The sequence below is a fragment of the Nocardioides yefusunii genome, assembly GCF_004014875.1.
In the GTDB taxonomy this organism is placed as follows: Bacteria; Actinomycetota; Actinomycetes; order Propionibacteriales; family Nocardioidaceae; genus Nocardioides; species Nocardioides yefusunii.
Map to the genome: position 1 here is coordinate 2,756,132 of NZ_CP034929.1, position 20,996 is coordinate 2,777,127.

21 protein-coding genes are annotated in these 20,996 nt (G+C 68.1%); 11 read left to right on the forward strand and 10 right to left on the reverse strand.

The genetic code is table 11. From position 1 onward, the window contains the following. Window positions 1-101: 101 nt before the first annotated feature. Window positions 102-569: a transcriptional regulator NrdR gene (gene nrdR, locus EOV43_RS12590; protein ID WP_128221602.1), complete on the reverse strand. Its 468-nt coding sequence runs from the start codon at window positions 567-569 to the stop codon at window positions 102-104. A gap of 465 nt (window positions 570-1,034) precedes the next feature. Here nrdR and EOV43_RS12595 point away from each other — a divergent pair, with 465 nt between their 5' ends. Further along, complete coding sequence (locus tag EOV43_RS12595) at window positions 1,035-1,370, forward strand: hypothetical protein (protein WP_128221603.1); 336 nt, start codon at window positions 1,035-1,037, stop codon at window positions 1,368-1,370. 20 nt (window positions 1,371-1,390) lie between these two features. Here EOV43_RS12595 and EOV43_RS12600 read toward each other — a convergent pair whose 3' ends face one another. Further along, on the reverse strand, window positions 1,391-1,786 hold the full coding sequence (locus EOV43_RS12600) for a LysM peptidoglycan-binding domain-containing protein (RefSeq protein ID WP_128221604.1): 396 nt from the start codon (window positions 1,784-1,786) through the stop codon (window positions 1,391-1,393). A 332-nt stretch (window positions 1,787-2,118) separates the two neighbouring features. Between EOV43_RS12600 and EOV43_RS12605 the strand changes: the two genes are divergently transcribed. Beyond that, entirely contained in the window at window positions 2,119-2,910 is a 792-nt protein-coding gene (locus EOV43_RS12605) for a GNAT family N-acetyltransferase (protein ID WP_128221605.1), read from the forward strand. 105 nt (window positions 2,911-3,015) lie between these two features. Beyond that, the gene (gene lexA, locus EOV43_RS12610) at window positions 3,016-3,732 is read left to right on the forward strand and encodes a transcriptional repressor LexA (protein WP_128221606.1); all 717 of its coding nucleotides are present in this window, start codon (window positions 3,016-3,018) and stop codon (window positions 3,730-3,732) included. Window positions 3,733-3,802: 70 nt separating this feature from the next. Here the strand turns inward: lexA and EOV43_RS12615 are convergent, their stop codons facing one another. From EOV43_RS12615 to miaA, 6 genes are all read right to left on the reverse strand, one after another. Beyond that, window positions 3,803-5,755 (reverse strand): ATP-dependent DNA helicase, encoded by a 1,953-nt coding sequence (locus EOV43_RS12615; protein WP_239022118.1) that lies wholly within the window; start codon window positions 5,753-5,755, stop codon window positions 3,803-3,805. A gap of 141 nt (window positions 5,756-5,896) precedes the next feature. Next, the gene (gene secD, locus EOV43_RS12620) at window positions 5,897-8,176 is read right to left on the reverse strand and encodes a protein translocase subunit SecD (protein ID WP_128221607.1); all 2,280 of its coding nucleotides are present in this window, start codon (window positions 8,174-8,176) and stop codon (window positions 5,897-5,899) included. 203 nt (window positions 8,177-8,379) lie between these two features. Further along, window positions 8,380-9,906, reverse strand: coding sequence for a GTPase HflX (hflX, locus tag EOV43_RS12625; RefSeq protein WP_206611323.1), 1,527 nt, complete (start codon window positions 9,904-9,906; stop codon window positions 8,380-8,382). Between the two features lie 50 nt (window positions 9,907-9,956). Beyond that, a complete protein-coding gene (gene dapF, locus EOV43_RS12630; RefSeq protein WP_128221608.1) occupies window positions 9,957-10,766 on the reverse strand; it encodes a diaminopimelate epimerase in 810 nt (269 codons plus the stop codon). Beyond that, window positions 10,763-11,305, reverse strand: a complete 543-nt coding sequence (locus EOV43_RS12635; protein ID WP_128221609.1) for a dihydrofolate reductase family protein — start codon at window positions 11,303-11,305, stop codon at window positions 10,763-10,765. Before EOV43_RS12635 ends, dapF begins: the two co-directional genes overlap by 4 nt. 275 nt (window positions 11,306-11,580) lie before the next feature. Beyond that, window positions 11,581-12,495 (reverse strand): tRNA (adenosine(37)-N6)-dimethylallyltransferase MiaA, encoded by a 915-nt coding sequence (gene miaA / locus EOV43_RS12640; protein ID WP_128221610.1) that lies wholly within the window; start codon window positions 12,493-12,495, stop codon window positions 11,581-11,583. Between the two features lie 68 nt (window positions 12,496-12,563). Between miaA and EOV43_RS12645 the strand changes: the two genes are divergently transcribed. Both EOV43_RS12645 and EOV43_RS12650 read left to right on the forward strand, forming a co-directional pair. After that, window positions 12,564-12,770 carry an antitoxin gene (locus EOV43_RS12645; protein WP_128221611.1) on the forward strand — a complete coding sequence of 69 codons (207 nt, stop codon included), beginning with the start codon at window positions 12,564-12,566 and terminating at the stop codon, window positions 12,768-12,770. Beyond that, window positions 12,767-13,258 carry an NUDIX domain-containing protein gene (locus EOV43_RS12650; protein ID WP_239022119.1) on the forward strand — a complete coding sequence of 164 codons (492 nt, stop codon included), beginning with the start codon at window positions 12,767-12,769 and terminating at the stop codon, window positions 13,256-13,258. The genes EOV43_RS12645 and EOV43_RS12650 overlap by 4 nt, the downstream gene beginning before the upstream one ends. A 288-nt stretch (window positions 13,259-13,546) precedes the next feature. Here the strand turns inward: EOV43_RS12650 and EOV43_RS12655 are convergent, their stop codons facing one another. Both EOV43_RS12655 and miaB read right to left on the reverse strand, forming a co-directional pair. After that, the gene (locus tag EOV43_RS12655; RefSeq protein ID WP_128221612.1) at window positions 13,547-14,422 is read right to left on the reverse strand and encodes an endonuclease domain-containing protein; all 876 of its coding nucleotides are present in this window, start codon (window positions 14,420-14,422) and stop codon (window positions 13,547-13,549) included. A 90-nt stretch (window positions 14,423-14,512) separates the two neighbouring features. Next, entirely contained in the window at window positions 14,513-16,072 is a 1,560-nt protein-coding gene (miaB, locus tag EOV43_RS12660; protein WP_128221613.1) for a tRNA (N6-isopentenyl adenosine(37)-C2)-methylthiotransferase MiaB, read from the reverse strand. Window positions 16,073-16,300: 228 nt separating this feature from the next. Here miaB and EOV43_RS12665 point away from each other — a divergent pair, with 228 nt between their 5' ends. The 6 genes from EOV43_RS12665 to EOV43_RS12690 all read left to right on the forward strand — a co-directional run bounded on the left by EOV43_RS12665 (window position 16,301) and on the right by EOV43_RS12690 (window position 20,942). Then, window positions 16,301-17,086, forward strand: a complete 786-nt coding sequence (locus EOV43_RS12665) for an amino acid ABC transporter ATP-binding protein (RefSeq protein WP_128221614.1) — start codon at window positions 16,301-16,303, stop codon at window positions 17,084-17,086. Window positions 17,087-17,144: 58 nt separating this feature from the next. Next, on the forward strand, window positions 17,145-18,029 hold the full coding sequence (locus EOV43_RS12670) for a glutamate ABC transporter substrate-binding protein (RefSeq protein ID WP_128221615.1): 885 nt from the start codon (window positions 17,145-17,147) through the stop codon (window positions 18,027-18,029). A gap of 86 nt (window positions 18,030-18,115) precedes the next feature. After that, complete coding sequence (locus EOV43_RS12675; RefSeq protein ID WP_128221616.1) at window positions 18,116-18,805, forward strand: amino acid ABC transporter permease; 690 nt, start codon at window positions 18,116-18,118, stop codon at window positions 18,803-18,805. Beyond that, complete coding sequence (locus tag EOV43_RS12680) at window positions 18,802-19,665, forward strand: amino acid ABC transporter permease (protein WP_128221617.1); 864 nt, start codon at window positions 18,802-18,804, stop codon at window positions 19,663-19,665. Before EOV43_RS12675 ends, EOV43_RS12680 begins: the two co-directional genes overlap by 4 nt. An 86-nt stretch (window positions 19,666-19,751) precedes the next feature. After that, on the forward strand, window positions 19,752-20,354 hold the full coding sequence (locus EOV43_RS12685) for a TetR/AcrR family transcriptional regulator (protein ID WP_128222315.1): 603 nt from the start codon (window positions 19,752-19,754) through the stop codon (window positions 20,352-20,354). Between the two features lie 102 nt (window positions 20,355-20,456). Next, window positions 20,457-20,942 carry a MarR family winged helix-turn-helix transcriptional regulator gene (locus EOV43_RS12690; RefSeq protein WP_128221618.1) on the forward strand — a complete coding sequence of 162 codons (486 nt, stop codon included), beginning with the start codon at window positions 20,457-20,459 and terminating at the stop codon, window positions 20,940-20,942. Window positions 20,943-20,996: the final 54 nt, after the last annotated feature.

A 20,996-nucleotide genomic window follows, 5' to 3' on the forward strand; every position in this document is an offset into this window, starting at 1 on the left:
GACCGTCTTCGTGCTCACGCGCGGTTCCCTTCGCTGCTCTCGAATAGTGGTGTGATGCGTTGCCGGCACGACGCCCTGTGGGGCGGGTCGCTGCCGAAGTTTCAGGTGGCGGGGACGGCCTCACGCGCGGTGGCGCGCATGGACTCGATCTCCCGGATGAAGTCGTCCGCGTCCGTGAACGACTTGTAGACGCTCGCGAAGCGCAGGTAGGCCACTTCGTCGAGGGCCTTGAGCGGGGCCAGGATCGCCATGCCGACTGCGTGGGCCTCGATCTCGACCGAACCCTTGGCGCGCAGCGCGACCTCGACCTCCTGGCCGAGGCACGCGAGCTGGTCCTCGGTGACCGGGCGGCCCTTGCAGGCCTTGCGGACGCCCTGGACGGCCTTGTCCCGGTTGAACGGCTCGGTGGCGCCGGAGCGCTTGAGCACGTTGAGCTGCATGAGCTCGACAGTGCTGAATCGCTTCTCGCACTGGGTGCAGGTGCGACGACGGCGGATCTGACCGCCGTCCTCGGAGACGCGGGAATCGAGGACCCGGGTGTCACTGTGTCGGCAGTGCGGACAGTGCACGGCTCACCCCTCCTGGTCTCCCGACGACGACGTCGGTGTTGCTGGTTCGTTTCTTCAGTGACAGAGCCACCGCGACGCCGTCCTCAGACATGCCTCCCGCATCCCCCCTCTGGGAACGGGCACCTGTGGACAGAAGCGCCTTTTCTGTGGATGAACACGGGCTTTCTGTGCATCATCGCCAGACCATCATGTCACTAGATGTGGATGACCGCACCGCTGTGACTACTAGATCTTGTGGCAACCGTACGCGCCTTCCCCAATACTTGGCAAGCCGATCCACCGGACTCAGGGAACCAGAAAAAGCGCCCACGTCCACCCTTCAAGATGCTTCAGCAAAGACGCAGGTCACGCCCGCCACGACAACTCTCGAACAACCTCGGGAGTCCGTCTGGACCACGCCGATGTGACGCGACGAGCACGCCCGAAGACCCCACTCGCGAACCACTCCCCTGCCACAATGACCCCGTGGCAACAGGCAAGCGTGCAGGATCCCGTCGGGCTGCTTCCTCGACCCCCAAACCCCACGCCTCGACGCTCCTCCACATCGGTGGCGTGACTGCCTGCGTCATTGCGTGGGGGTATCTCGTCCTGTCGGCCGTGGACTTCGGGAGCACCGCCAAGAACGGCAACTCACTCGCCTGGGTCCTCCTGGCCCTGGCTGCCGTCGGCGCCGCCGCCAGCCTGTTCGTCGGCCTCATGCTGACCCTCCGACTCCTCAGCACCCTGGGCCTGACCCAGAGCGACCCTGACGGAAAGCCCGTGCCGCCACGGCCCACGGGCGGGCGGCGCGCCGCGCGCTGACCCCCAGGGACCCCGAGGCCTCAGACCTCAGCCGGCACCCGGAGGCGCTGGCCGAGCTGGACCACCGCAGTGTCGAGGGCGTTCATCCGCTCGATCTCACGCATCACCGAGCGCACCTCGCCGTCGTCGGCGATCTCCGCAGCAATGCCCCACAATGTGTCACCCTCGTCGACCACGACGATGCGCGAGGCCACATCCTCACCCGCCTTGTCGGCAGCCTCGGACACGCTCCCCAGCACCACGCCGGCCAAGAACGCGATCAGGAGCCCTGCGACCACCACGACCACGCGCCCCCGTCGCGTCAGACGGACGCCACCGCGGGGCGCAGGCCGAGCCGGATCAACCACGCCACCCTGAGCACGCACACGCGACGAGGCGGCCGGAGCGCCGGGGAACTCGATGACGACACTGCTCATGGGGACCTCCTGGAAGTGGCGGCCAGTTCTTCACTGGTCGATCCGGCCGTGCGCCGGACGCTCACTCCGTTGTCTAGTTGCCCGCTCCGACATCTTTGGATCCCCAACTCGGAGCCCACCACGCCGAAGCGTTCGATCAGGTGTTCGAATCGAGCGCGATGCCGACGATAGAACACCTGTTCGAACGGATCAAGCATTTGTTCGAGCAAATGTTCGATTGGAGTCGTCCCGGACGCCATGGCGTCGCCCACGCACCCCCACCTGTTCCACCAGCAGGAACGTCACCACTTTCCGGGATGCAGGTGCCCCGCCCCCTGCCTAACGTGTGCCACATGCGCCACGTGCTGACGACCCCACAGGACACCGTCGAGGGAGACTTCTCGACCCTCCAGCGGAGGTTGTCGCGCTCTGCCGTCCTGCAGCGGCTCGACGCCCCTGACGCCACGGCCTTCTGGGCACCTCTGCCCCTCGTCGCGGTCAACGTCATCGCAGACGCGCACATCCCCGATGCACAGGCAGCCGAGCGCGTCACCGAACTCATCGCCCCCTTCGTCGAGCGCGGGCACCCCTTCCAGTGGATCACCACCCCCTCGACCACCACCCCCACTCTGGAGTCGACCCTCGCCCAGGCCGGACTCCGCGCCCACGAGTACCCCGCCATGCACGCCAGCCTGCGCAACCCGGTCGACCCCTGCACCCCGCACGACGTCTTCATCGACATCGTCTGGCCCGACCAGGTCGCACCCGTCACCACCGCGATCTTCAACAACTTCGGACACGCCGAGGACCTCGCCGACGAGCACCTCGACATCCTCGAGACGCTCGACCCCGAGACGAACCACTACTTCCTGGCGCGCAGCCTCCTCAACGGGATGACGCTCGGCGCCGGCACGATGCACGCCCGCGGCGACAGCGTCATGCTCGCCAACATCACCGTGCTCCCGCCTGCCCGAGGCCGCGGCCTCGAACGTGCCCTGGCCGCGACGATGATGAACCGCGCCGCGAGCACCGGCTCGAACACCGCAACGATCGTCGCGAACCACGCCACCTACGCGACCTACCTGGAGTTGGGGTTCCGCACCCAGTTCGACGTGGTCACGTGGGTCTGGAAGCCGCACCGCTGATCCGCGGGCGCGCGCCGCGGTGTCCAATTCGAACACCTGTTTGAAAACGAGTGCCCTGAGCCACTAGCGTTGGACCAACGTCCACGCCAGGCTCAGGAGGATCCGATGCCCAAGTCGCAGTCCAGCGACAACAATGTTGTCGCGCTGCGGAGCGGAGGGTCGGTCCCCAGCGACCTCACGCCGCGCCAGCACCTGGTGCTCACCACCATCCAGGCCGCCATCGAAGAGGCCGGCTACCCGCCGAGCATGCGCGAGATAGGCAAGGCCGTGGGCCTGACCAGCTCGAGCAGCGTCTCGCACCAGCTCCGCACCCTCGAGGAGAAGGGCTACCTGCGTCGCGACCCCAACCGGCCGCGCGCACTGCAGGTGGTTCTGCCCGAGACGCTGACGGCCGCGCGCACTGACGACGAGACCTTCGACCCCACCGACCTCGGCAACGCACAGCCCGCAGCGGTGAACGTCCCGGTCGTGGGTCGCATCGCGGCAGGCGGACCGATACTGGCCGAGCAGCGCGTCGAGGACGTCTTCCCACTGCCGAGGCAGCTGGTCGGCGAGGGCGAGCTCTACATGCTCGAGGTCTCCGGAGACTCGATGATCGACGCCGCCATCTGCCACGGCGACTACGTCGTGGTTCGTCGTCAGCCCGACGCCGACAACGGCGACATCGTGGCCGCGATGATCGACGGCGAGGCCACCGTCAAGACGTTCCAGCGTCGAGACGGACACGTCTGGCTGATGCCGCACAACGATGCCTACGAGCCGATCGACGGTACCCACGCCACGATCCTCGGCAAGGTCACCGCAGTACTGCGCAGCATCTGACCCACCCACGAACATGAGAAGGGCCCCGCCTCACGGCGGGGCCCTTCTGCATTCAGAAACACGGCACGGATCAGCCCTGGGCAAGACGCCCCAACGCCTGACGCACGATGCGCGGGTCGTTGGTGGGCCACATCGGCGGCAACGACGCCTTCAGGAAACTGCCGTAGCGAGCCGTGGCGATCCGCGGGTCGAGGATCGCCACCACACCACGGTCGCTGGTGGTGCGGATCAGACGGCCCACGCCCTGGGCGAGCAGCAGCGCCGCATGCGTCGCGGCCACCTGCATGAAACCGTTGCCGCCGGCCTTGTCGGCCGCCCGTTGACGCGCCGACATCAGCGGGTCGTCGGGACGCGGGAACGGGATCCGGTCGATGATGACCAACGAGAGCGAGTCGCCCGGGACGTCGATGCCCTGCCACAGCGACAGCGTGCCGAACAGGTTGGTGTGCGGGTCCTCGACGAACTGCTTGGTCAGTTCGGGCAACTGGGCCTCGCCCTGGGCCAACGTCGTCAGGTGCGGCAGACGCTTGCGAACCGCCTCGGCGGCCTGGTCCGCGGCCCGACGGGAGGAGAAGAGCCCGAGGGTGCGTCCCTCAGCGGCGTCGATCAGTTCACAGATCTCGTCGAGGTGCTTCTCCGCCAGACCGTCACGGCCGGGCTGCGGGAGGTGCTTGGCGACGTAGAGGATGCCCTGCTTGCCGTAGTCGAACGGCGAACCGACGTCGAGGCCGCGCCACGGGAGCGCCCCCTCCCCCAGCTCGCCGGGGGCGTCCACGCATTCGGTGGGACGCAGGCCCAGCGAGCCCGCCACGGAGTTGAAGTCGCCGCCGAGCTTGAGCGTGGCGGAGGCGAAGACCACCGACTTCTCCGTCAGCAGCCCCTCACGCATCTGGGCCCACACCTGCAGCGGAGCCACTGCGATCCTCGCCGGGATGCGTTCGCGGGCCTCGGAGACCCAGATGACGTCGGCGTCGGAGCTGTTGGCCAGACGTTCGGCGGTCGCGAACACGTCCTGCGCCATGCCCTTGGCCTGGACCTTGCCGGCGTCGGCGTCGCCCTCGTCCTTGCCGAAGGCGGAGATCAGGGCGCGGGCAGCGTCACGCACCATCTCCAGGGCGTCATGGAGTTGCTCCCCCATCTCCTCGACCCGGCCCGGCATGGTCGCGGCCAGCGCGTCGGCCAGTCCGGAGGCGGCGTCGGCGAGGTCGTCGGCAGCTCCGGAGTTCTTGCCCCGGTCCGGGACGTGCTTCTGAGCACGACGCGCCGCTCGCTCGACGTCACCCACGGTGAGTTCGTCGGTGGCAGCCTGCGTCACCCGCGCGACCAGCTCGTGGGCCTCGTCGATGACGACGGTGTCGTAGTCGGGGATCATCGGGACGCCCTCGATCGCGTCGATCGCGAGGAGGGAGTGGTTGGTGATGACGAGGTGCGACTCCGCGGCCTTCTTCTTGGCCCGCTCGGCGAAGCACTCCTCGGCGAAGGTGCACTTGGTGGCCCCCAGGCACTCGCGGTGGTTGACGCTGACCTGACGCCACACCCGGTCGGTGTGACGCGGCGCGTGGTCGCGGTCGCCGGGGCCCATCGACTCGGCCTGCTCCTCGACCCACGCACGCAGCTCGAGGACCTCCGCGCCCATCGAGCCCTGCGGGACGTCGATCAGCATCCCCTGGTCGTCGGGGACACCCTCGCGGACGCGGTGCAGGCACGCGTAGTTGGAACGGCCCTTGAGCACGGCGTAGGAGGTGTCGAGACCCTTGTCTTTGACCGCCTCCACCAGACGCGGAATGTCGCGTTCGACCAGTTGGTGCTGCAGCGCGAGCGTCGCGGTCGCCACGACCACACGCTCCTCGTGCAGCAGGCTCGGGACCAAGTAGGCCAGCGACTTTCCGGTACCGGTGCCGGCCTGCACCACCAGGTGCTCCTGGTCGGCCATCGCCCGGCCCACGGCCTCGGCCATCTGGACCTGGCCGTCGCGGGTCGAACCTCCGAGCGCCTCGACGGCTTCGGAGAGGAGCTCACTCACGGACGACGTCTCAGGCACCCCGGCACTCTAGTCAGGGGCACCGACATCGGAAGAACCCGGGAACGCCGCACGGGCGGCCCCGGAGAGGGACCGCCCGCGCAGGACGTGGTGCGGAGAGCCGCGAGAGCTCAGGTGGGCGTCTCAGACGACCGCGCCGGACTCGTCGCGCTGGATCGCGATCTCGTCGATCTCCAGCGTCTTCGACAGCGGCGACTTCTTCTGGAACATCGCCACCAGCGGTGTCGCGGTGAACACCGAGGAGTAGGTGCCGACGATCAGACCCACGAGGAGGGCGATCGCGAAGTCCTGCAGCGAGTCACCACCGATGATCGCCAGGGCCGCGAGGATGAACATCGTGCCGAGACCGGTGTTGACCGTGCGAGGCAGGGTCTCCACCGCAGCGCGGTTGGCCTCGGCGGTGAAGTCGGCGTCGTCGCCGGAGTTGCGCCAACGCTCACGGATGCGGTCGAACACGACGACGGTGTCATTGACCGACAGACCGATGATCGTCATCGCAGCAGCCAGGAAGATGCCGTCGATCGGCTTCTGCAGCCAGGCGAACAGACCGACGACGATCACGACGTCGTGGACCATCGCGGTGATCGCAGCGACACCGAAGGTCCACTTGAAGCGGAACGCCAGGTAGGCGAGCTGGGCGAGGAACGCGACCATGAAGGCGATGATCGCCTTGTCGCGCAGGGTCTTGCCGAACGAGGCCGAGACCTCTTCGTCGAGCACCTGGGTCGCGCCCTGGCCGATCTCCTCCATCACGTTCTCGATGGTGGCCTTCTCCTCCGTGCTGAGCTCGGAGGTGCGGATCAGGATCTTGTCCTTGTCGGTCTCCTGGACGGAGATGTCGGTCTGCCCCTCCTTGGCGAGTGCGTCGCGCACCTCGTCGGCGGAGACCTTCTGGGTGGTGGAGTACTCCAACTGGTGACCACCGGAGAACTCGATGCCGAGGTTCAGCGGGCGCACGAACATGCCCAGGATCGCGACCAACGTGACCACCACGGAGATGCCCAGGAAGAGCTTGCTCTTGCCGAGGATGTCGGGGTTCTTGCGGTCCAACCAGGTGCGGACGCGACCGATGTCGCCGATGCCGGTGACGTTGGGGCGCTTGGCCAGGAACTTGGTGCTCACACCGATCTCGGTGAGCACGCGGGCGATGATGAGTGCGGAGATCATCGAGGCGATGACACCGATGGAGAGGGTGACACCGAAGCCCTTGATCGGGCCGGAGCCCAGGAAGAACAGCAGGCCGGCGGCCAGCAGCGTCGTGACCTGGGAGTCGATGATCGCGGTCCACGCCTTGTCGAAGCCGACCACGAGAGCACGACGCAGACCCGCCTTCGGGTTCGCCGCGTACTCCTCACGGGCACGTTCGAAGACGAGGACGTTGGCGTCGATCGCCATACCGATCGCGAGCACGAAACCGGCCAGACCGGGCAGCGTCAACGTCGATCCCAGCGCGATCAGCATCGCGTAGGAGAGCAGCGCGTACGACGCGAGAGCGATGGTGGCCATGAGGCCGACGAAACGGTAGACGGCGACGATGAAGACACCGGTCAGCGCGATGCCGACGACGCCGGCGAGGATCGAGGCCTGGATGGCGTCCTCGCCGAGGGAGGGGCCGATCTCGCGGACGTTGATGGTCTCCAGCGGCAGCGGCAGCGAACCGCCCTCGATCAGCGCGGCGAGCTCGCCGGCGCTCTCGGCGGTGTAGTTGCCCGAGATCTGGGTGGAACTCGACATCGACGAGCCACAGTTGCCCTGGACGTGGGCGTCGGTCAGGACCTCGCCGTCGAGGACGACGGCGATGTTGCCCGACGGGGCCAGGCCCGTGTCGCAGGCCGCGTCAGCGGTGAGCGTCTTGAACTTCTTGGCGCCGTCGTCGGAGAACTCCACGTCGACGACGAAGCCTCCACCCTGCGAGGCGTTGCTGCGCGACTGGGCGCTGGTGACGTCGGAGCCACCGAGCTGCGCCGGGCCGACCTCGACCCACGCACCGGCGCCGGCGTCGGGCAGCACCTGGTTGCCCTCGGCCGACGGCTCGGCTCCCTCTGCAAGACCGTTGGCGATCGTGCCGTGGATGGAGAGCTGGGCCTGCTTGCCGACCTGCTCCTTGGCCGCCTCGGGGTCCTTGACGTCAGGCAGTTCGACGACGATCTTGTCCGAACCCGAACGGTAGATGTTGGGCTCGGAGAGGCCGAGTCCGTTGACACGCTTCTCGATGACGTCCTTGGCGCGGTCGGTGTTCTCGGCATTCGCCTCGACACCGTCGGCGTCCTTCGCCTGGAGAGTGATGGACATGCCACCCCTCAGGTCGAGACCGAGCGTGGGCTTCTTGGTGATCGCCAACGCCGCGCACCCGGCCAGGAGGCCGAGCACGAGGACGAATCTGATCCAGGCACTACGAGACATGCGTGTCATCTTTCCTCAGCGAAGAGCGGCGGCCCCACGTCGGGGCGCTCTGCGGACAACGAGTCGCACAAGGCCCCGGTTCCCGGACGCCGCATCCGATCCGCTGGCGTCGAGGGGACGCCGAGTACCCGTCGTCATCTCGAAGGGTACGCCGTGAAAGATGAGGGCGCCCTTGCATGGCGCCGATCACATTCGTGTCGGGCTCAGACCGCGAAACGCGCCAGCTCCCCGACGAGGTCCTCGTTGGAACGGCCGCTCACGCGGGTGCCCTCACCAGTGTGTTCGAGGGACTCGATCTCCGCCTCCTGGTGCAGACGGTTGAGGACGTCGCCACGCTCGTACGGGATCAGCACCTCGAACGGAACGCCCGGACGCGGGAGCTCGGCCTCGAGGTAGGTGATCGCCTCGGCGATGCCCTCGCCCGTCTTCGCGGAGACGACGATCGAGTGCGGCTCACGCTGACGCAGACGCGCCAGCACCAGCGGGTCGGCGGCGTCGGACTTGTTGATGACGATGATCTCGGGGATCTGCTCGGCACCCATCTCGGCGAAGACCTCGCGGACCGCCTTGATCTGACCCTCGGGGTCGGGGTGCGAACCGTCGACGACGTGCAGGATCAGGTCGGACTCCTTGACCTCCTCCAGCGTCGAACGGAACGCCTCGACCAGCTGGTGGGGCAGGTGCCGCACGAATCCGACGGTGTCGCTCATCGTGTAGAGGCGACCGTCGGAGGTGGTGGTCTTGCGGGTCGTGGGGTCGAGGGTCGCGAAGAGGGAGTCCTCGACCAGGACTCCGGCGTCGGTGAAGCGGTTGAGCAGCGACGACTTGCCGGCATTGGTGTAGCCCGCGATCGCGACGCTGGGCACCTTGTTGCCACGACGCTGGGAGCGCTTGGTCTCGCGGACCCGCGACATCTCCTTCAGTTCACGACGCAGCTTGGCGATGCGGTCGTTGATACGGCGACGGTCGGTCTCGATCTTGGTCTCACCGGGACCACGGCCACCGATGCCGTCACCGCCGGCGACACGGCCACCGGCCTGACGCGACAGGTTGCCACCCCAACCACGCAGGCGCTGCTTCATGTACTGCAACTGCGCCAGCTCGACCTGGGCCTGGCCCTCCTTCGACTTCGCGTGCTGGGCGAAGATGTCGAGGATCAGAGCGGTGCGGTCGACGACCTTGACCTTGAGCCGGTCCTCGAGGTTGCGCAGCTGCGACGGGGCGAGTTCACCGTCACAGATGACGGTGTCGGCGCCGGTCGCGGCGACGATCTCCTTGAGGCCGTCCACCTTGCCGCGGCCGATGTAGGTGGCCGGGTCCGGGTTCTGGCGGCGCTGGAAGATCGCCTCCAGGACCTCCGAACCGGCGGTCTCGGCGAGCAGGGCCAGCTCGGCCATGTGGTTCTCGGCGTCGGCGACGGTGCCCGAGGTCCACACACCCACCAGGACGACCCGCTCCATGCGGAGCTGGCGGTACTCGACCTCGGTGATGTCCTCGAGCTCGGTGCGCAGGCCGGCGGCTCGCCTGAGAGCGTGACGCTCGATCAGGTCGAGGGCACCGACGGTGGGCGCTGCGTCGTCGTCGCCCCAGCCGTCGAGCCCGTCCTCGGGGTCCGGCTCGTCGGCGTACCCGGAGACGAAGTCGTCGAGTTCGTCGGGCTCGTCGGTCTCCGCCCACTCAGCGGTGGCGTCGAGGGCGTCGGACAGGGAGGTGGCGCGCTTGTCGTTCATATGCGATCAAGGCTACGCGTCGTGTCCATGTCCGACGACCCCGAGAACGCTCAGAGGTCGGTCTCGCCCTTCGCCACGACGACGGCCGGGCCGGTCATGAGGATGTGGTTGTCAGCCGTCCAGGTGATGTCGAGGCGGCCGCCGGGCAGGTCGACGCGGTAGGTGGTGCCGCGCGGGGCGTCGTCGGCGAGCATCGCGGTGATCGCGACGGCGCAGGCGCCGGTGCCGCACGAACGGGTCTCTCCGGAGCCGCGCTCGTGGACGCGCATCCCGACGTGACGCTTGCCCTTCTCGACGACGAACTCGACGTTGACGCCGTGCGGGTAGACACGCTCGTCGTGGACGGGCGGGGTGAGCAGGTCGCCGGCGTCGGCGAGGTCGTCGACGAAGAGCACCGCGTGCGGGTTGCCCATGTCGACGTGCAGCGCCGTCCAGGTCTCGGCGCCGACGCTGATCTCGGACTGACCGAACACCTTGGGCTCGCCCATGTCCACGGTCAGCAGACCGTCCTCGGTCTGGGTGACCACCTTGACGCCGGCACGGGTGTCGACGTGGATCGGAGCCGTGGTGTCAACGAGGCCCTCGTCGAGCAGGTGCCGGGCGAAGGCCCGCACGCCGTTGCCGCACATCTCCGAGATCGAGCCGTCGGAGTTGCGGTAGTCCATGAACCATTCGACGGCCGGGTCGGGGTTCTCCGACCGGACGACGCGCAGGACACCGTCGGCACCGATGCCGGCGCGGCGGTCGCAGAGCGCACGGACGCGCTCCGCGGAGAGGTCGCCGTGGATCGAGCCGTCGTGGTCGGGCAGCAGCACGAAGTCGTTCTCCGTGCCGTGGCCCTTGAGGAAGGGATAGGTCACGGCCGGGATTCTTCCACTGCGTAGCGGGTGCAGACGAAGTCCCCGTTGCGGACGACGTCGAGGAGGCGCAGCTCGACGTGGCCCGGGCAGAGTGGCTGGCCCTCACCGAGCGTGACGGGTGCGAACTGGACCCAGAACTCGTCGACGAGTCCGAGCCCGGCCAGACGAGCGGCGAGCGCGCCACCGCCGACGACCCAGACGTCCTTGTCACCGGCAGCGACGACGAGGCCGGCATGGATCCGGCGCAGCGCGTCGTCGTCGTCGTCGGCTGCAGTGAAGCGCATCCCCTCGACCGGCTCGAACTCGCGATGAGTCAGGACGACCGTGGGCACGCCGCCCATGAAGGCCGACTCCCCCGCGTCCAGCATCCACTGCCAGGTGCTGGCCCCCATGACGGCGGCACCGATGCGCGGGACGAAGGTGCCGTAGCCCATGTCGCGTTCGGACTCGATGCTGCGCGTGGTCAACCAGGTGAGGTCGTGGTCGCGGGTCGCGATGAACCCGTCGAGCGAGCAGCCGGTGTAGAAGAGGGTCGCCATTGCCCCATCCTGCCCCGTGCACCCCACCGGTCACTCCAGTGTGGTGTCCATCACATGAGACGACTGGTTGGCGACTTCATTACCACTCGGTAGTTTCAACGCTCGTGGCCTCACGGCAGCAACGGTCGGCAACGACGCGGGCCACGTACGTTCCCGAGGGAGGCTCGGGGAACGCGCAGCAGGCCCCTGGGGAGGGGAGGCGCAGGGACGGCCTGGAGGGGCCGTCCCTCGCCCGACGGGGCGAGTCAGTCCCTGGTCGCCGAGCCCACGGCCGGTCAGTCCAGCGCAGCGATGACGTCGAGCGCCCGTTCCAGCCGGTCCTCGGCGTCGAACCGGATCCAGGAGATCCGGTCGTCCTTGCGGAACCACGAGTCCTGACGACGCGAGAACCGACGCGTCGCGAAGACCGTCCGCTCCCGCGCCTCGGCCTCAGTGATCTCCCCAGCCAGATGCTGACGCACCTGCGCGTAGCCGATCGCCATCGCCGCGGTGCGCGCCTGCTCCAGCCCGTTCGCCATCAGGTGTTCCACCTCGGCGACGAAGCCGGTCTCGAACATCTCGTCGACACGCTGCGCGATCCGGACGTCGAGCGTCGGGCGGTCGATGTCGACGCCGATCTGCACCGTGCGCGGGTCGGCGTACTCCATCCGGGGTTCGGAGGAGGAGAACTTCTTGCCCGAGACGGCGATCGCTTCGAGGGCTCGCACGATCCGTCGCCCGTTGCTGGGCTCCATCTTGGTGGCAGCCTCGGGGTCGAGCTCCTTGAGTCGCGCGTGCAGGACCGCGGTGCCACGTTCGGCGGCCTCGGCCTCCAACTCCGCCCTGATCTCCGGGTCCGTGCCCGGGAAGTCGTAGTGGTCCAGGATCGCGCGGACGTACAGCGCCGAACCTCCCACCAGCACCGGCACCTTGCCTCGACCCCGAATGTCGGCGATCGCAGCACGCGCCAGCGCCTGGAAGTCGGCGACGGTGGCGATCTCGTCGATGTCGAGGAGGTCCATCAGATGGTGCGGGATTCCGCGACGCTCGGCCAGCGGCAGCTTGGCGGTGCCGATGTCCATGCCGCGGTAGACCTGCATGGAGTCGGTGTTGACGATCTCACCGTCCAGACGCTCGGCGAGATCGAGGGAGAGGCCGGTCTTGCCGGCTGCGGTGGCACCGACCACGGCGACGATCGGGGGCACGGTCATGGTCGCTAGTGTTCCAAATCTGATCCGGTGCGCCCAATGCACCGGCCGGACCTCACAAGGAGAACGTCATGGGATTCCTGGACGACGCCAAGAAGAAGCTGACCGACGCCGTGGACAAGAACGGCGACAAGATCAGCGCCGGTCTCGACAAGGTGGCCGGGATCGCTGACGAGAAGACCGGCAAGAAGCACTCCGACAAGATCGACGGTGCGGTCGCCAAGGCCAAGGAGGCCCTCGACGGCCTCGACGGCAAGAAGGGCGACGACCTCAAGTGAGCGTCCCGCACGACGCCGGGACCGGCCCGACGCCCCAGGAACTGGGCCGTTTCGTGGTGGTCCCGGCGTCGTACGTCTACCTGCTGCGCGAGGCCGAGAACGGCACCGAGGTGCTGCTCCAGCAACGCGGTGACGTCGACTTCATGGCGTGGCACTGGGCCGCCGGAGCGGCCGGGCACGTCGAGCGTGGCGAGACCGCGCCCCAGGCCGCAGCCCGGGAACTGCGGGAAGAACTGGACGTCGAGGCCGACCTGACGTTCGAGTTCACGATGCAGCGCACCGACCGCGCGTTGGCGATCGACGAACGAGCCGACTTCTTCTTCACCGCGCGGTCATGGCGTGGTGAGCCACGGATCGTGGAGGCGTCCAAGTGCGCCCAGATCGGCTGGTTCCCCCTCGACGCGTTGCCCGAACCGATGGTCCCGCACGAGCGGTTCGCGCTGGCTCACCTCGGTGGCGAGCAGCGCTACCTGTCCTTTGGCTTCTGAAACTTTTCTCGCCCCCGCGCCGTCAGGGGGTTCCGGGGCAGGTGACACGGGAGTAGAACGGGAGATACCCACCCTCCCGGAGGAAGCATGCAGACGTTGCCGCCCCGACCGCCATCGGTCGCCGTCACTCCTGACCACCGCCCCGGAGGGAGGGATGCCCTCGACCGCGATCCGGACGGAGCCGGCCTGTGCCGCGACCTGCCGCCCGAGCTCAGCCCTTCTCCCGTGGAGCCGCCCGCCTGACGAGCGGCGTAGAAGAACATGCAAAGGTCCTCCATCTGGCCCTCATCAGGCCAGCGGGAGGACCTTTGCATGTTGCTGTACGTACGACCTGAGCAGGTCCCGCGTCCGATCGGGGTGCGCCACCACGTCCTCCCACGTGAAGCGCAGGACCTTCCACCCCGCCACCACGAACCCGTTGTAGCGCTGGGCGTCCCGCACCAGACCCGACCGACTGCCGTGCCACTGGAACGAGTCGGCCTCCAGGACGAGGCGCCGTTCCACGTCGACGAGGTCGGGACGGCCGAGGAACCTCCCGTAGGAGTCCTCCACCCACACCTGCGCTCGGACCTCGAGGCCCGCGTCCAGCGCCTGGGCCCTCAGCCCTGACTCGAAGGGGTTCGCTGCCGCAGGGTCGGCCGCGAGAGCCGCGCGACGCGCTCGCGCAGCACCGCGTCCACGGACCTCGTCAGCGACCGCGACCACCCAGGCATGGCTCCGCCCCGAACGCAGCACCGAGTCCGCCACCGCCAGCGCCTCGTCGAACGGGGCAGCACGCAGGACGTCGGCGAGCGTGCGGCGGGCCGTCGTCATTCCGCCCACCTCCTCCTCGGCGTCCAGCGTGGACCAGTGGACGACGGCGTCCCTTCTCGCGGCCGCCGCCACCCTGCGGGTGCGCGGAACGGTGACGTGCGGCTTGTCCGGGTGCCGCAGCACCGCCCATCCGTGTCCCAGCGCAGCGCTGGCATGGGAGAGCACCCCACTCATCCCGTGTGCCATCCTCAGGTCGGCGCCCACGGTCGGCAGGGCGTAGCGCCCGCGTCCCACGGTCTCGATCCGACGTGACGAGAGGGCTGCGTCCACCGCCGCCCGCCCGCACCTCGTCACCAACTCGGTCCGGGTGGCCACTCCCCCGAGCCGGAGCAGCACTGCGTCGACGTCCATGCCGCGAGGGTGGCGGAAATGGCCGGAGCCCCCGTGGACTTCTCCACAGGGGCTCCGGGCCCGCGCCGCACTACGTCAGCGCAGCGAGCGTCAGTTGATGCCGCAGGACGGGCCCTCGGGCAGCGGCGCCGGAACACCGATGCTGGGCATGCCGAGACCGACACCCTTCGGGGTCTCGACGGGAGCGTTGGTGCGCTTCTCCCAGGCGTCACCGGCGCGGGTGCGGCGCAGGGCACGGATCGGGGCGTCGGCGATCAGGTAGTGCGGGGCACCGCGGGTGATCTCGACGGTGACCATGTCGCCGGGGCGCACGGAGTCGGCGTCCACCTGCGAGAAGTCGGCGGCGAAGTGCACCAGGCGGTTGTCGGGGGCGCGGCCCGAAAGACGCAGGGTCTCGCCGTCGCGGCGTCCCTCGCCCTCGGACACCATGAGTTCGACGACGCTGCCCTCGAGCTTCTGGTTCTCCTCGTAGGTGATCTCCTCCACCAGGGCGGCGAGGCGCTGGTAGCGGTCCTTCACCGTCGCGGGGTCGATCTGGTCCGGCATCGTCGCGGCCGGGGTTCCGGGGCGGATCGAGTACTGGAAGGTGAACGCCTGGGCGAAGCGGGCCTTGCGGACCACCTCCATGGTGTCGAGGAAGTCCTCCTCGGTCTCGCCCGGGAAGCCGACGATGATGTCGGTGGAGATCGCGGCGTTGGGGATCTGCTCGCGGACCTTGTCGAGGATGCCGAGGAACTTCTTCTGGCGGTACGAGCGGCGCATCGCCTTGAGCACGCGGTCGGAACCGGACTGCAGCGGCATGTGCAGCTGCGGCATGACGGTGGGGACCTCGGCCATCGCGGCGATCACGTCGTCGGTGAACTCGGCCGGGTGCGGGGAGGTGAAGCGGATGCGCTCCAGGCCCTCGATCTCGCCACAGGCGCGGAGCAGCTTGGAGAACGCCTGACGGTCGCCGAACTCGACGCCGTACGCGTTGACGTTCTGGCCGAGCAGGGTCACCTCGGTGACGCCCTCGGCGACGAGCGCCTCGATCTCGGCGAGGATCTCGCCGGGGCGGCGGTCCTGCTCCTTGCCGCGCAGCGACGGGACGATGCAGAACGTGCAGGTGTTGTTGCAGCCGACCGAGATGGAGACCCACGCCGCGTAGGCGGAGTCGCGCTTGGTGGGGAGCGTCGAGGGGAAGACCGACAGCGACTCGAGGATCTCGACCTGCGCGGCCTCCTGCGACCGGGCCCGGTCGAGGAGTGCGGGGAGGGAGCCGATGTTGTGGGTGCCGAAGACGACGTCGACCCACGGGGCCTTCTTGGTGATGGTGTCGCGGTCCTTCTGCGCCATGCAGCCACCGACGGCGATCTGCATGCCGGGCTTCTTCGCCTTCACCGGGGCGAGGTGGCCGAGGTTGCCGTAGAGGCGGTTGTCGGCGTTCTCGCGGACGGCACAGGTGTTGAAGACGACGACGTCGGCCTGCTCACCTTCCGGCGCGGCGACGTAGCCCGCGGTCTCGAGCAGGCCGGTGAGGCGCTCGGAGTCGTGGACGTTCATCTGGCACCCGTAGGTCTTGACCTCGTAGGTGCGCGGGGCGTCCGCGTTCTCGGTGGCGGCGGTGGCGGTCTCGAGTGCGGCGTCGGCGGCGTCAGTGGAAGCAGTCATGGCGTCTTCAAGGGTAAGGCTCATCCGGGTGCGCCGGGGAACCCGCACGGCACTGGCCTTCGTCACGTGGTTGCCGAATCGAGACCGGGCCGGTCTGGACGGAGCAAACGGACGGTGGGACCGTGTTTCCGTGGCTGTCGACGAGGGCCTCTGCGGAGCCCTGCCCACCCCTTTCTCGTTGATCACTCAACCATAGTCAGCGCGGGTGATCTGTGACACGTTGTAGTCATGACAGCGGCTTCGGAGACACACGCGGGCACCCCTGCAGCCCCCGGCCCCGACGACCTCATCGTCGTGCGCGGCGTGAACAAGTACTACGGCAAACTGCACGCCCTCAAGGACGTCAACCTCACCGTCAAGCGCGGCGAGGTGGTGGTCATCATCGGGCCGTCCGGCTCGGGCAAGTCGACGCTGTGCCGCACGATCAACCGCCTCGAGACGATCTCCGACGGCGAGATCCTCCTCGACGGGCAGGCGCTCCCGCAGGAGGGCAAGGCGCTCGCGAAGCTGCGAGCCGAGGTCGGCATGGTCTTCCAGTCCTTCAACCTCTTCGCCCACAAGACGATCCTCGAGAACGTCACCCTCGGCCCGGTCAAGGTCCGCGGGATGGCGAAGGACGCCGCCGACACCCTCGGCCGGGACCTCCTGGAGCGCGTGGGCGTCGAGTCGCAGGTGCTGAAGTACCCCGCCCAACTCTCCGGCGGCCAGCAGCAACGCGTCGCGATCGCGCGGGCCCTGGCGATGGAACCCAAGGCGATCCTCTTCGACGAGCCGACTTCCGCCCTCGATCCCGAGATGATCAACGAGGTCCTCGACGTCATGGTCGACCTCGCCAAGAAGGGCATGACGATGATCGTCGTCACCCACGAGATGGGGTTCGCCCGCACTGCCGCCGACCGCGTCGTCTTCATGGCCGACGGCGCGATCGTCGAGGAGAACACGCCGGAGGAGTTCTTCAACAACCCGCGCAGCGAGCGCGCCAAGGACTTCCTGTCCAAGATCCTCACCCACTGACCACCGCTGGACGCCGGCGTGTGGGACGCCGGTGACGACTCGACCTAGGGAGACTCCGATGCGATTCACCACCACCAAGGCATTCGTGCTCTGTGCAGGACTCGGACTGGCACTCACCGCCTGCGGCGAGGCAGGCAACAGCGGCGGCGGTGACGTCGACGTCGACGTGGCCAAGGACGCCGCGTCGTCGTTCGCCGACGGCAGCCGCATGAAGGAACTCGCCGAGGACGGAAAGATCACCATCGGCGTGAAGTTCGACCAGCCCGGCATCGGGTTCAAGGGCGCCACCGACGACCAGCCGCAGGGCTTCGACCCCGAGGTCGGCCGGATCCTGGCGGCCTCGCTGGGCATCGAGTCGGACAAGATCGTCTGGAAGGAGACGATCTCCGACAACCGTGAGCCGTTCCTCCAGGCCGGCGAGGTCGACATCGTGATCGCGTCGTACTCGATCACCGACGAGCGTCGCAAGGTCGTCGGGCAGGCCGGCCCCTACTACGTCACCGGCCAGCAACTCCTCGTCGCCAAGGACAGCTCGATCTCCACCCTGGCCGACGTCAAGGGCAAGGAGGTCTGTTCGGTGACCGGCTCGACGTCCCTGGACAACATCAAGAAGGAAGGCGCGGTCCCCCGCGGCTTCGACACCTACTCCGAGTGCGTCGACCAGGTCGTCGACGGCGCGGTGGACGCGATGACCACCGACGGCGCGATCCTCATGGGGTACGCCGCCGAGCAGCCCGACGCACTCAAGGTCGCGGTCGACCCGTTCAGCGAGGAGCGCTACGGCGTCGGCTACAGCAAGGACCACCCCGAGATGTGCCAGTGGATCGTCGACGCCCTGAAGAAGTCGCAGGACGACGGCGTCTGGGCCAAGGCCTTCGAGGCGACGCTGGGCAAGTCGGGCGTGGAGACTCCCACCCCGCCGAGCGCCGACGCCTGCTCCTGAGTCCGACCCCGGCCTGCACGGCCATCCGTTGAGGTGACCGGCGGCGCATCGTCGCCGCCGGTCCCCGGCCGAGAGGAGACCGCTTCGTGGACGCGGTGTTCAGCAACTTCGACGAGTACCTCAAGGCGTTCTCCCTGACGATCGCGCTGTTCGTGGTCTCGGGGATCGGCGCCCTGGTGTTCGGCACGATCCTGGCGTCGTTCCGGGTGGGGCCGGTGCCGCTGCTGCGGGGCTTCGCCTCGCTGTACGTGACGCTGGTGCGCAACACGCCCCTGCTGATGATCTTCGTGCTCTTCGCGATCGGCGGGGTCCGGATCGGCTGGAACTTCAAGTTCGTCGAGGACATCGAGGTCTTCGGCTGGAACGCGTCGGCCTTCTTCGTCCGTTCCTGCATCGCGCTGACCGTCTACACCTCGGCCTTCGTGTGCGAGGCGCTGCGCTCGGGAGTGAACTCCGTCGACCTGGGGCAGGCCGAGGCAGCCCGGGCGATCGGGCTGCCGTTCATGAAGGTGATGACGCTGGTGGTGCTTCCCCAAGCGTTCCGGGCAGTGATCGGGCCGATGACGAGCGTGATCGTGGCCCTGATCAAGAACACCTCGGTGGCTGCGGCGTTCGGCATGGCGGAGGCCACCGCGACGATGCGCATCTTCACCAACAACAACGCTGACGAACGTCTGGGCATCTTCCTGATGTTCGCGATCGGCTACGTCGTCATCGTCGAGGTGGTCGCGTTCAGCTCCTACGCCCTCGAGCGGAAGATGAAGGTGGCCCGATGAGTGCCGGTGTCCTGTTCGACGCCCCCGGCCCCCGGACGAAGGTCCGGCACCGGATCTACGGCGTCCTCGCCCTGGTGGCACTGGTCGCGCTGGTGGGCGTGGTTGCGAAGCGGCTCTACGACTACGGCCAGTTCGAGTACTCACTGTGGGAGTACTTCGTCACCCCCGACTATCTGAGGGTCATCTTCTCGGCGCTCCTCGACACCCTCGCCATGGCGGTCTTCGCGATCGTGCTGGCCGTCGTCTTCGGTGTCCTGTTCGGCATCGGGAAGCTGTCCGACCACGTGTGGGTGCGGTGGCCGTGCTGGCTGGTGGTGGAGTTCTTCCGTGCCGTGCCGGTGCTGCTGATGATGATCTTCTTCTTCTTCTGGTTCTCGATCGGCGGCGGACCGCTGACCCCGTTCTGGGTGGTCGTGGTGTCGCTGACGCTCTACAACGGTTCGGTGTTGGCCGAGGTGGTGCGGGCCGGCATCAACGCAGTGCCACGTGGCCAGGCCGAGGCGGCGTACGCGATCGGCATGCGCAAGACCCAGGTGATGACGCACGTGCAGTTGCCCCAGGGCGTGAAGATGATGCTCCCGGCACTGATCAGCCAGATGGTGGTGGCGCTCAAGGACACCTCGCTGGGCTACTACATCACCGCGCCCGGCCTGACGTACGCCTACAAGATCATCTCCACCGAGGGCCGCAACCACATCCCCACCGCGATCGTCGTCACGGCGCTCTACATCGCGGTGAACCTGCTGCTGACCTGGCTGGCCACCGTCGTGCAGAAGAAGCTGGTGGGCGAGAAGAAGATCCTCGACGTCCCGGCCGCGGGTGCTGCCGGGGACGCGAGCAGCGGCGCCAAGGTCGGCTGATCAGGAAGCTCGGAGTCTCCGTCGACGCCACGGACCCGCTGCTCACGGGGCATGCTGAGGAGGTGAGCAAGCGGGCGACGAAGCGAATGACCGGCGCGGAACGACGCGAGCAACTGATCGACGTCGCCCGGACGGTGTTCGCCGAGCGCGGGTTCGAGGGCGCAGCGATCGAGGAGATCGCGGCGCGGGCCGAGGTCTCCAAGCCGGTGGTCTACGAGCACTTCGGGGGCAAGGAGGGGCTCTACGCCGTCGTCGTCGACCGTGAGGTCACGCAGTTGCTGACGATGATGCGGGGTGCGCTCACCGACGGTGGGCCGCGTCAGTTGTTGGAGGCCTCAGCGCTGTCGCTGTTGGACTACATCGAGTCCCACCCGGACGGTTTCCGGATCCTGGTGCGCGACACCCCGATCGGTTCTTCCACCGCGACGTTCCAGTCGATCATCGGCGACGTCGCCTCGAGGGTCGAGGGCATCTTGGCCGACGCGTTCAAGGCGCGAAAGCTCGACCACCGTGCGGCCCCCATGTACACGCAGATGCTGATCGGGGCGACGGTCTCGCTGGGCCAGTGGTGGATGGACACCCGCAAGCCGGCCAAGGAGGTCGTGGCTGCGCACCTGGTCAACCTGACCTGGCACGGGCTGGACGGACTGGTCGCGAAGCCGACCCTGAGGATGCTCGACAAGGACTGAGCCGGCGCACCGGGCGGCGCCACGTCGTCCCGGATCTCTCGACGCCTCTGTTTCACGACATCAAGATTCTCGATCGACGACGTCAGGGTTAGGGTGGTTCCCATGCGAGACGAAGTCGACGAGCTGGTGGCCGCCTGGGCACGCGAGCGTGCCGACCTCGACCTGATGCCCGTCGAGGTGTTCAGCCGCATCGGTCGCCTCTCGCGCCATCTGGATCTCGCCCGCAAGGGGGCCTTCGCCGCCAGCGGCATCGAGTCGTGGGAGTTCGACGTGCTCGCCGCCCTGCGTCGCGCCGGCGCCCCCTACGAGCTCTCGCCGGGCAAGTTGCTGCGCGAGACGCTGGTGACGTCGGGGACGATGACCAACCGCGTCGACCGCCTCACCGCCCGCGGGTTCGTCGAGCGCCTGCCCGACCCCAACGACCGGCGAGGCGTCCTGGTTCGCCTGACCCCGGAGGGCAAGGTCGCCGTCGACGACGCCTTCGAGGCACTGCTCACCGCCGAGCGAGCCCTGATGCCTGACCTCGACGACGCCGAGCGCGAGACGCTCGCGACGCTGCTGCGGCGTCTGCTCGAGCCCTTCTCCTGACGCGTCCCCTCCTCGAACCGCCGCGACGCCGCGGACGTCATAAGGATCAAGGTC

Excerpts from the sequence above, each read along its gene's own strand:
- EOV43_RS12600 (WP_128221604.1), bottom strand. The coding sequence starts at position 1,786 with ATGAGCAGTGTCGTCATCGAGTTCCCCGGCGCTCCGGCCGCCTCGTCG.
- EOV43_RS12605 (WP_128221605.1), top strand. The coding sequence starts at position 2,119 with ATGCGCCACGTGCTGACGACCCCACAGGACACCGTCGAGGGAGACTTC.
- lexA (WP_128221606.1), top strand. The coding sequence starts at position 3,016 with ATGCCCAAGTCGCAGTCCAGCGACAACAATGTTGTCGCGCTGCGGAGC.
- secD (WP_128221607.1), bottom strand. The coding sequence starts at position 8,176 with ATGTCTCGTAGTGCCTGGATCAGATTCGTCCTCGTGCTCGGCCTCCTG.
- hflX (WP_206611323.1), bottom strand. The coding sequence starts at position 9,906 with ATGAACGACAAGCGCGCCACCTCCCTGTCCGACGCCCTCGACGCCACC.
- EOV43_RS12635 (WP_128221609.1), bottom strand. The coding sequence starts at position 11,305 with ATGGCGACCCTCTTCTACACCGGCTGCTCGCTCGACGGGTTCATCGCG.
- miaA (WP_128221610.1), bottom strand. The coding sequence starts at position 12,495 with ATGACCGTGCCCCCGATCGTCGCCGTGGTCGGTGCCACCGCAGCCGGC.
- EOV43_RS12645 (WP_128221611.1), top strand. The coding sequence starts at position 12,564 with ATGGGATTCCTGGACGACGCCAAGAAGAAGCTGACCGACGCCGTGGAC.
- EOV43_RS12655 (WP_128221612.1), bottom strand. The coding sequence starts at position 14,422 with ATGGACGTCGACGCAGTGCTGCTCCGGCTCGGGGGAGTGGCCACCCGG.
- miaB (WP_128221613.1), bottom strand. The coding sequence starts at position 16,072 with ATGACTGCTTCCACTGACGCCGCCGACGCCGCACTCGAGACCGCCACC.
- EOV43_RS12665 (WP_128221614.1), top strand. The coding sequence starts at position 16,301 with ATGACAGCGGCTTCGGAGACACACGCGGGCACCCCTGCAGCCCCCGGC.
- EOV43_RS12670 (WP_128221615.1), top strand. The coding sequence starts at position 17,145 with ATGCGATTCACCACCACCAAGGCATTCGTGCTCTGTGCAGGACTCGGA.
- EOV43_RS12680 (WP_128221617.1), top strand. The coding sequence starts at position 18,802 with ATGAGTGCCGGTGTCCTGTTCGACGCCCCCGGCCCCCGGACGAAGGTC.
- EOV43_RS12685 (WP_128222315.1), top strand. The coding sequence starts at position 19,752 with ATGACCGGCGCGGAACGACGCGAGCAACTGATCGACGTCGCCCGGACG.
- EOV43_RS12690 (WP_128221618.1), top strand. The coding sequence starts at position 20,457 with ATGCGAGACGAAGTCGACGAGCTGGTGGCCGCCTGGGCACGCGAGCGT.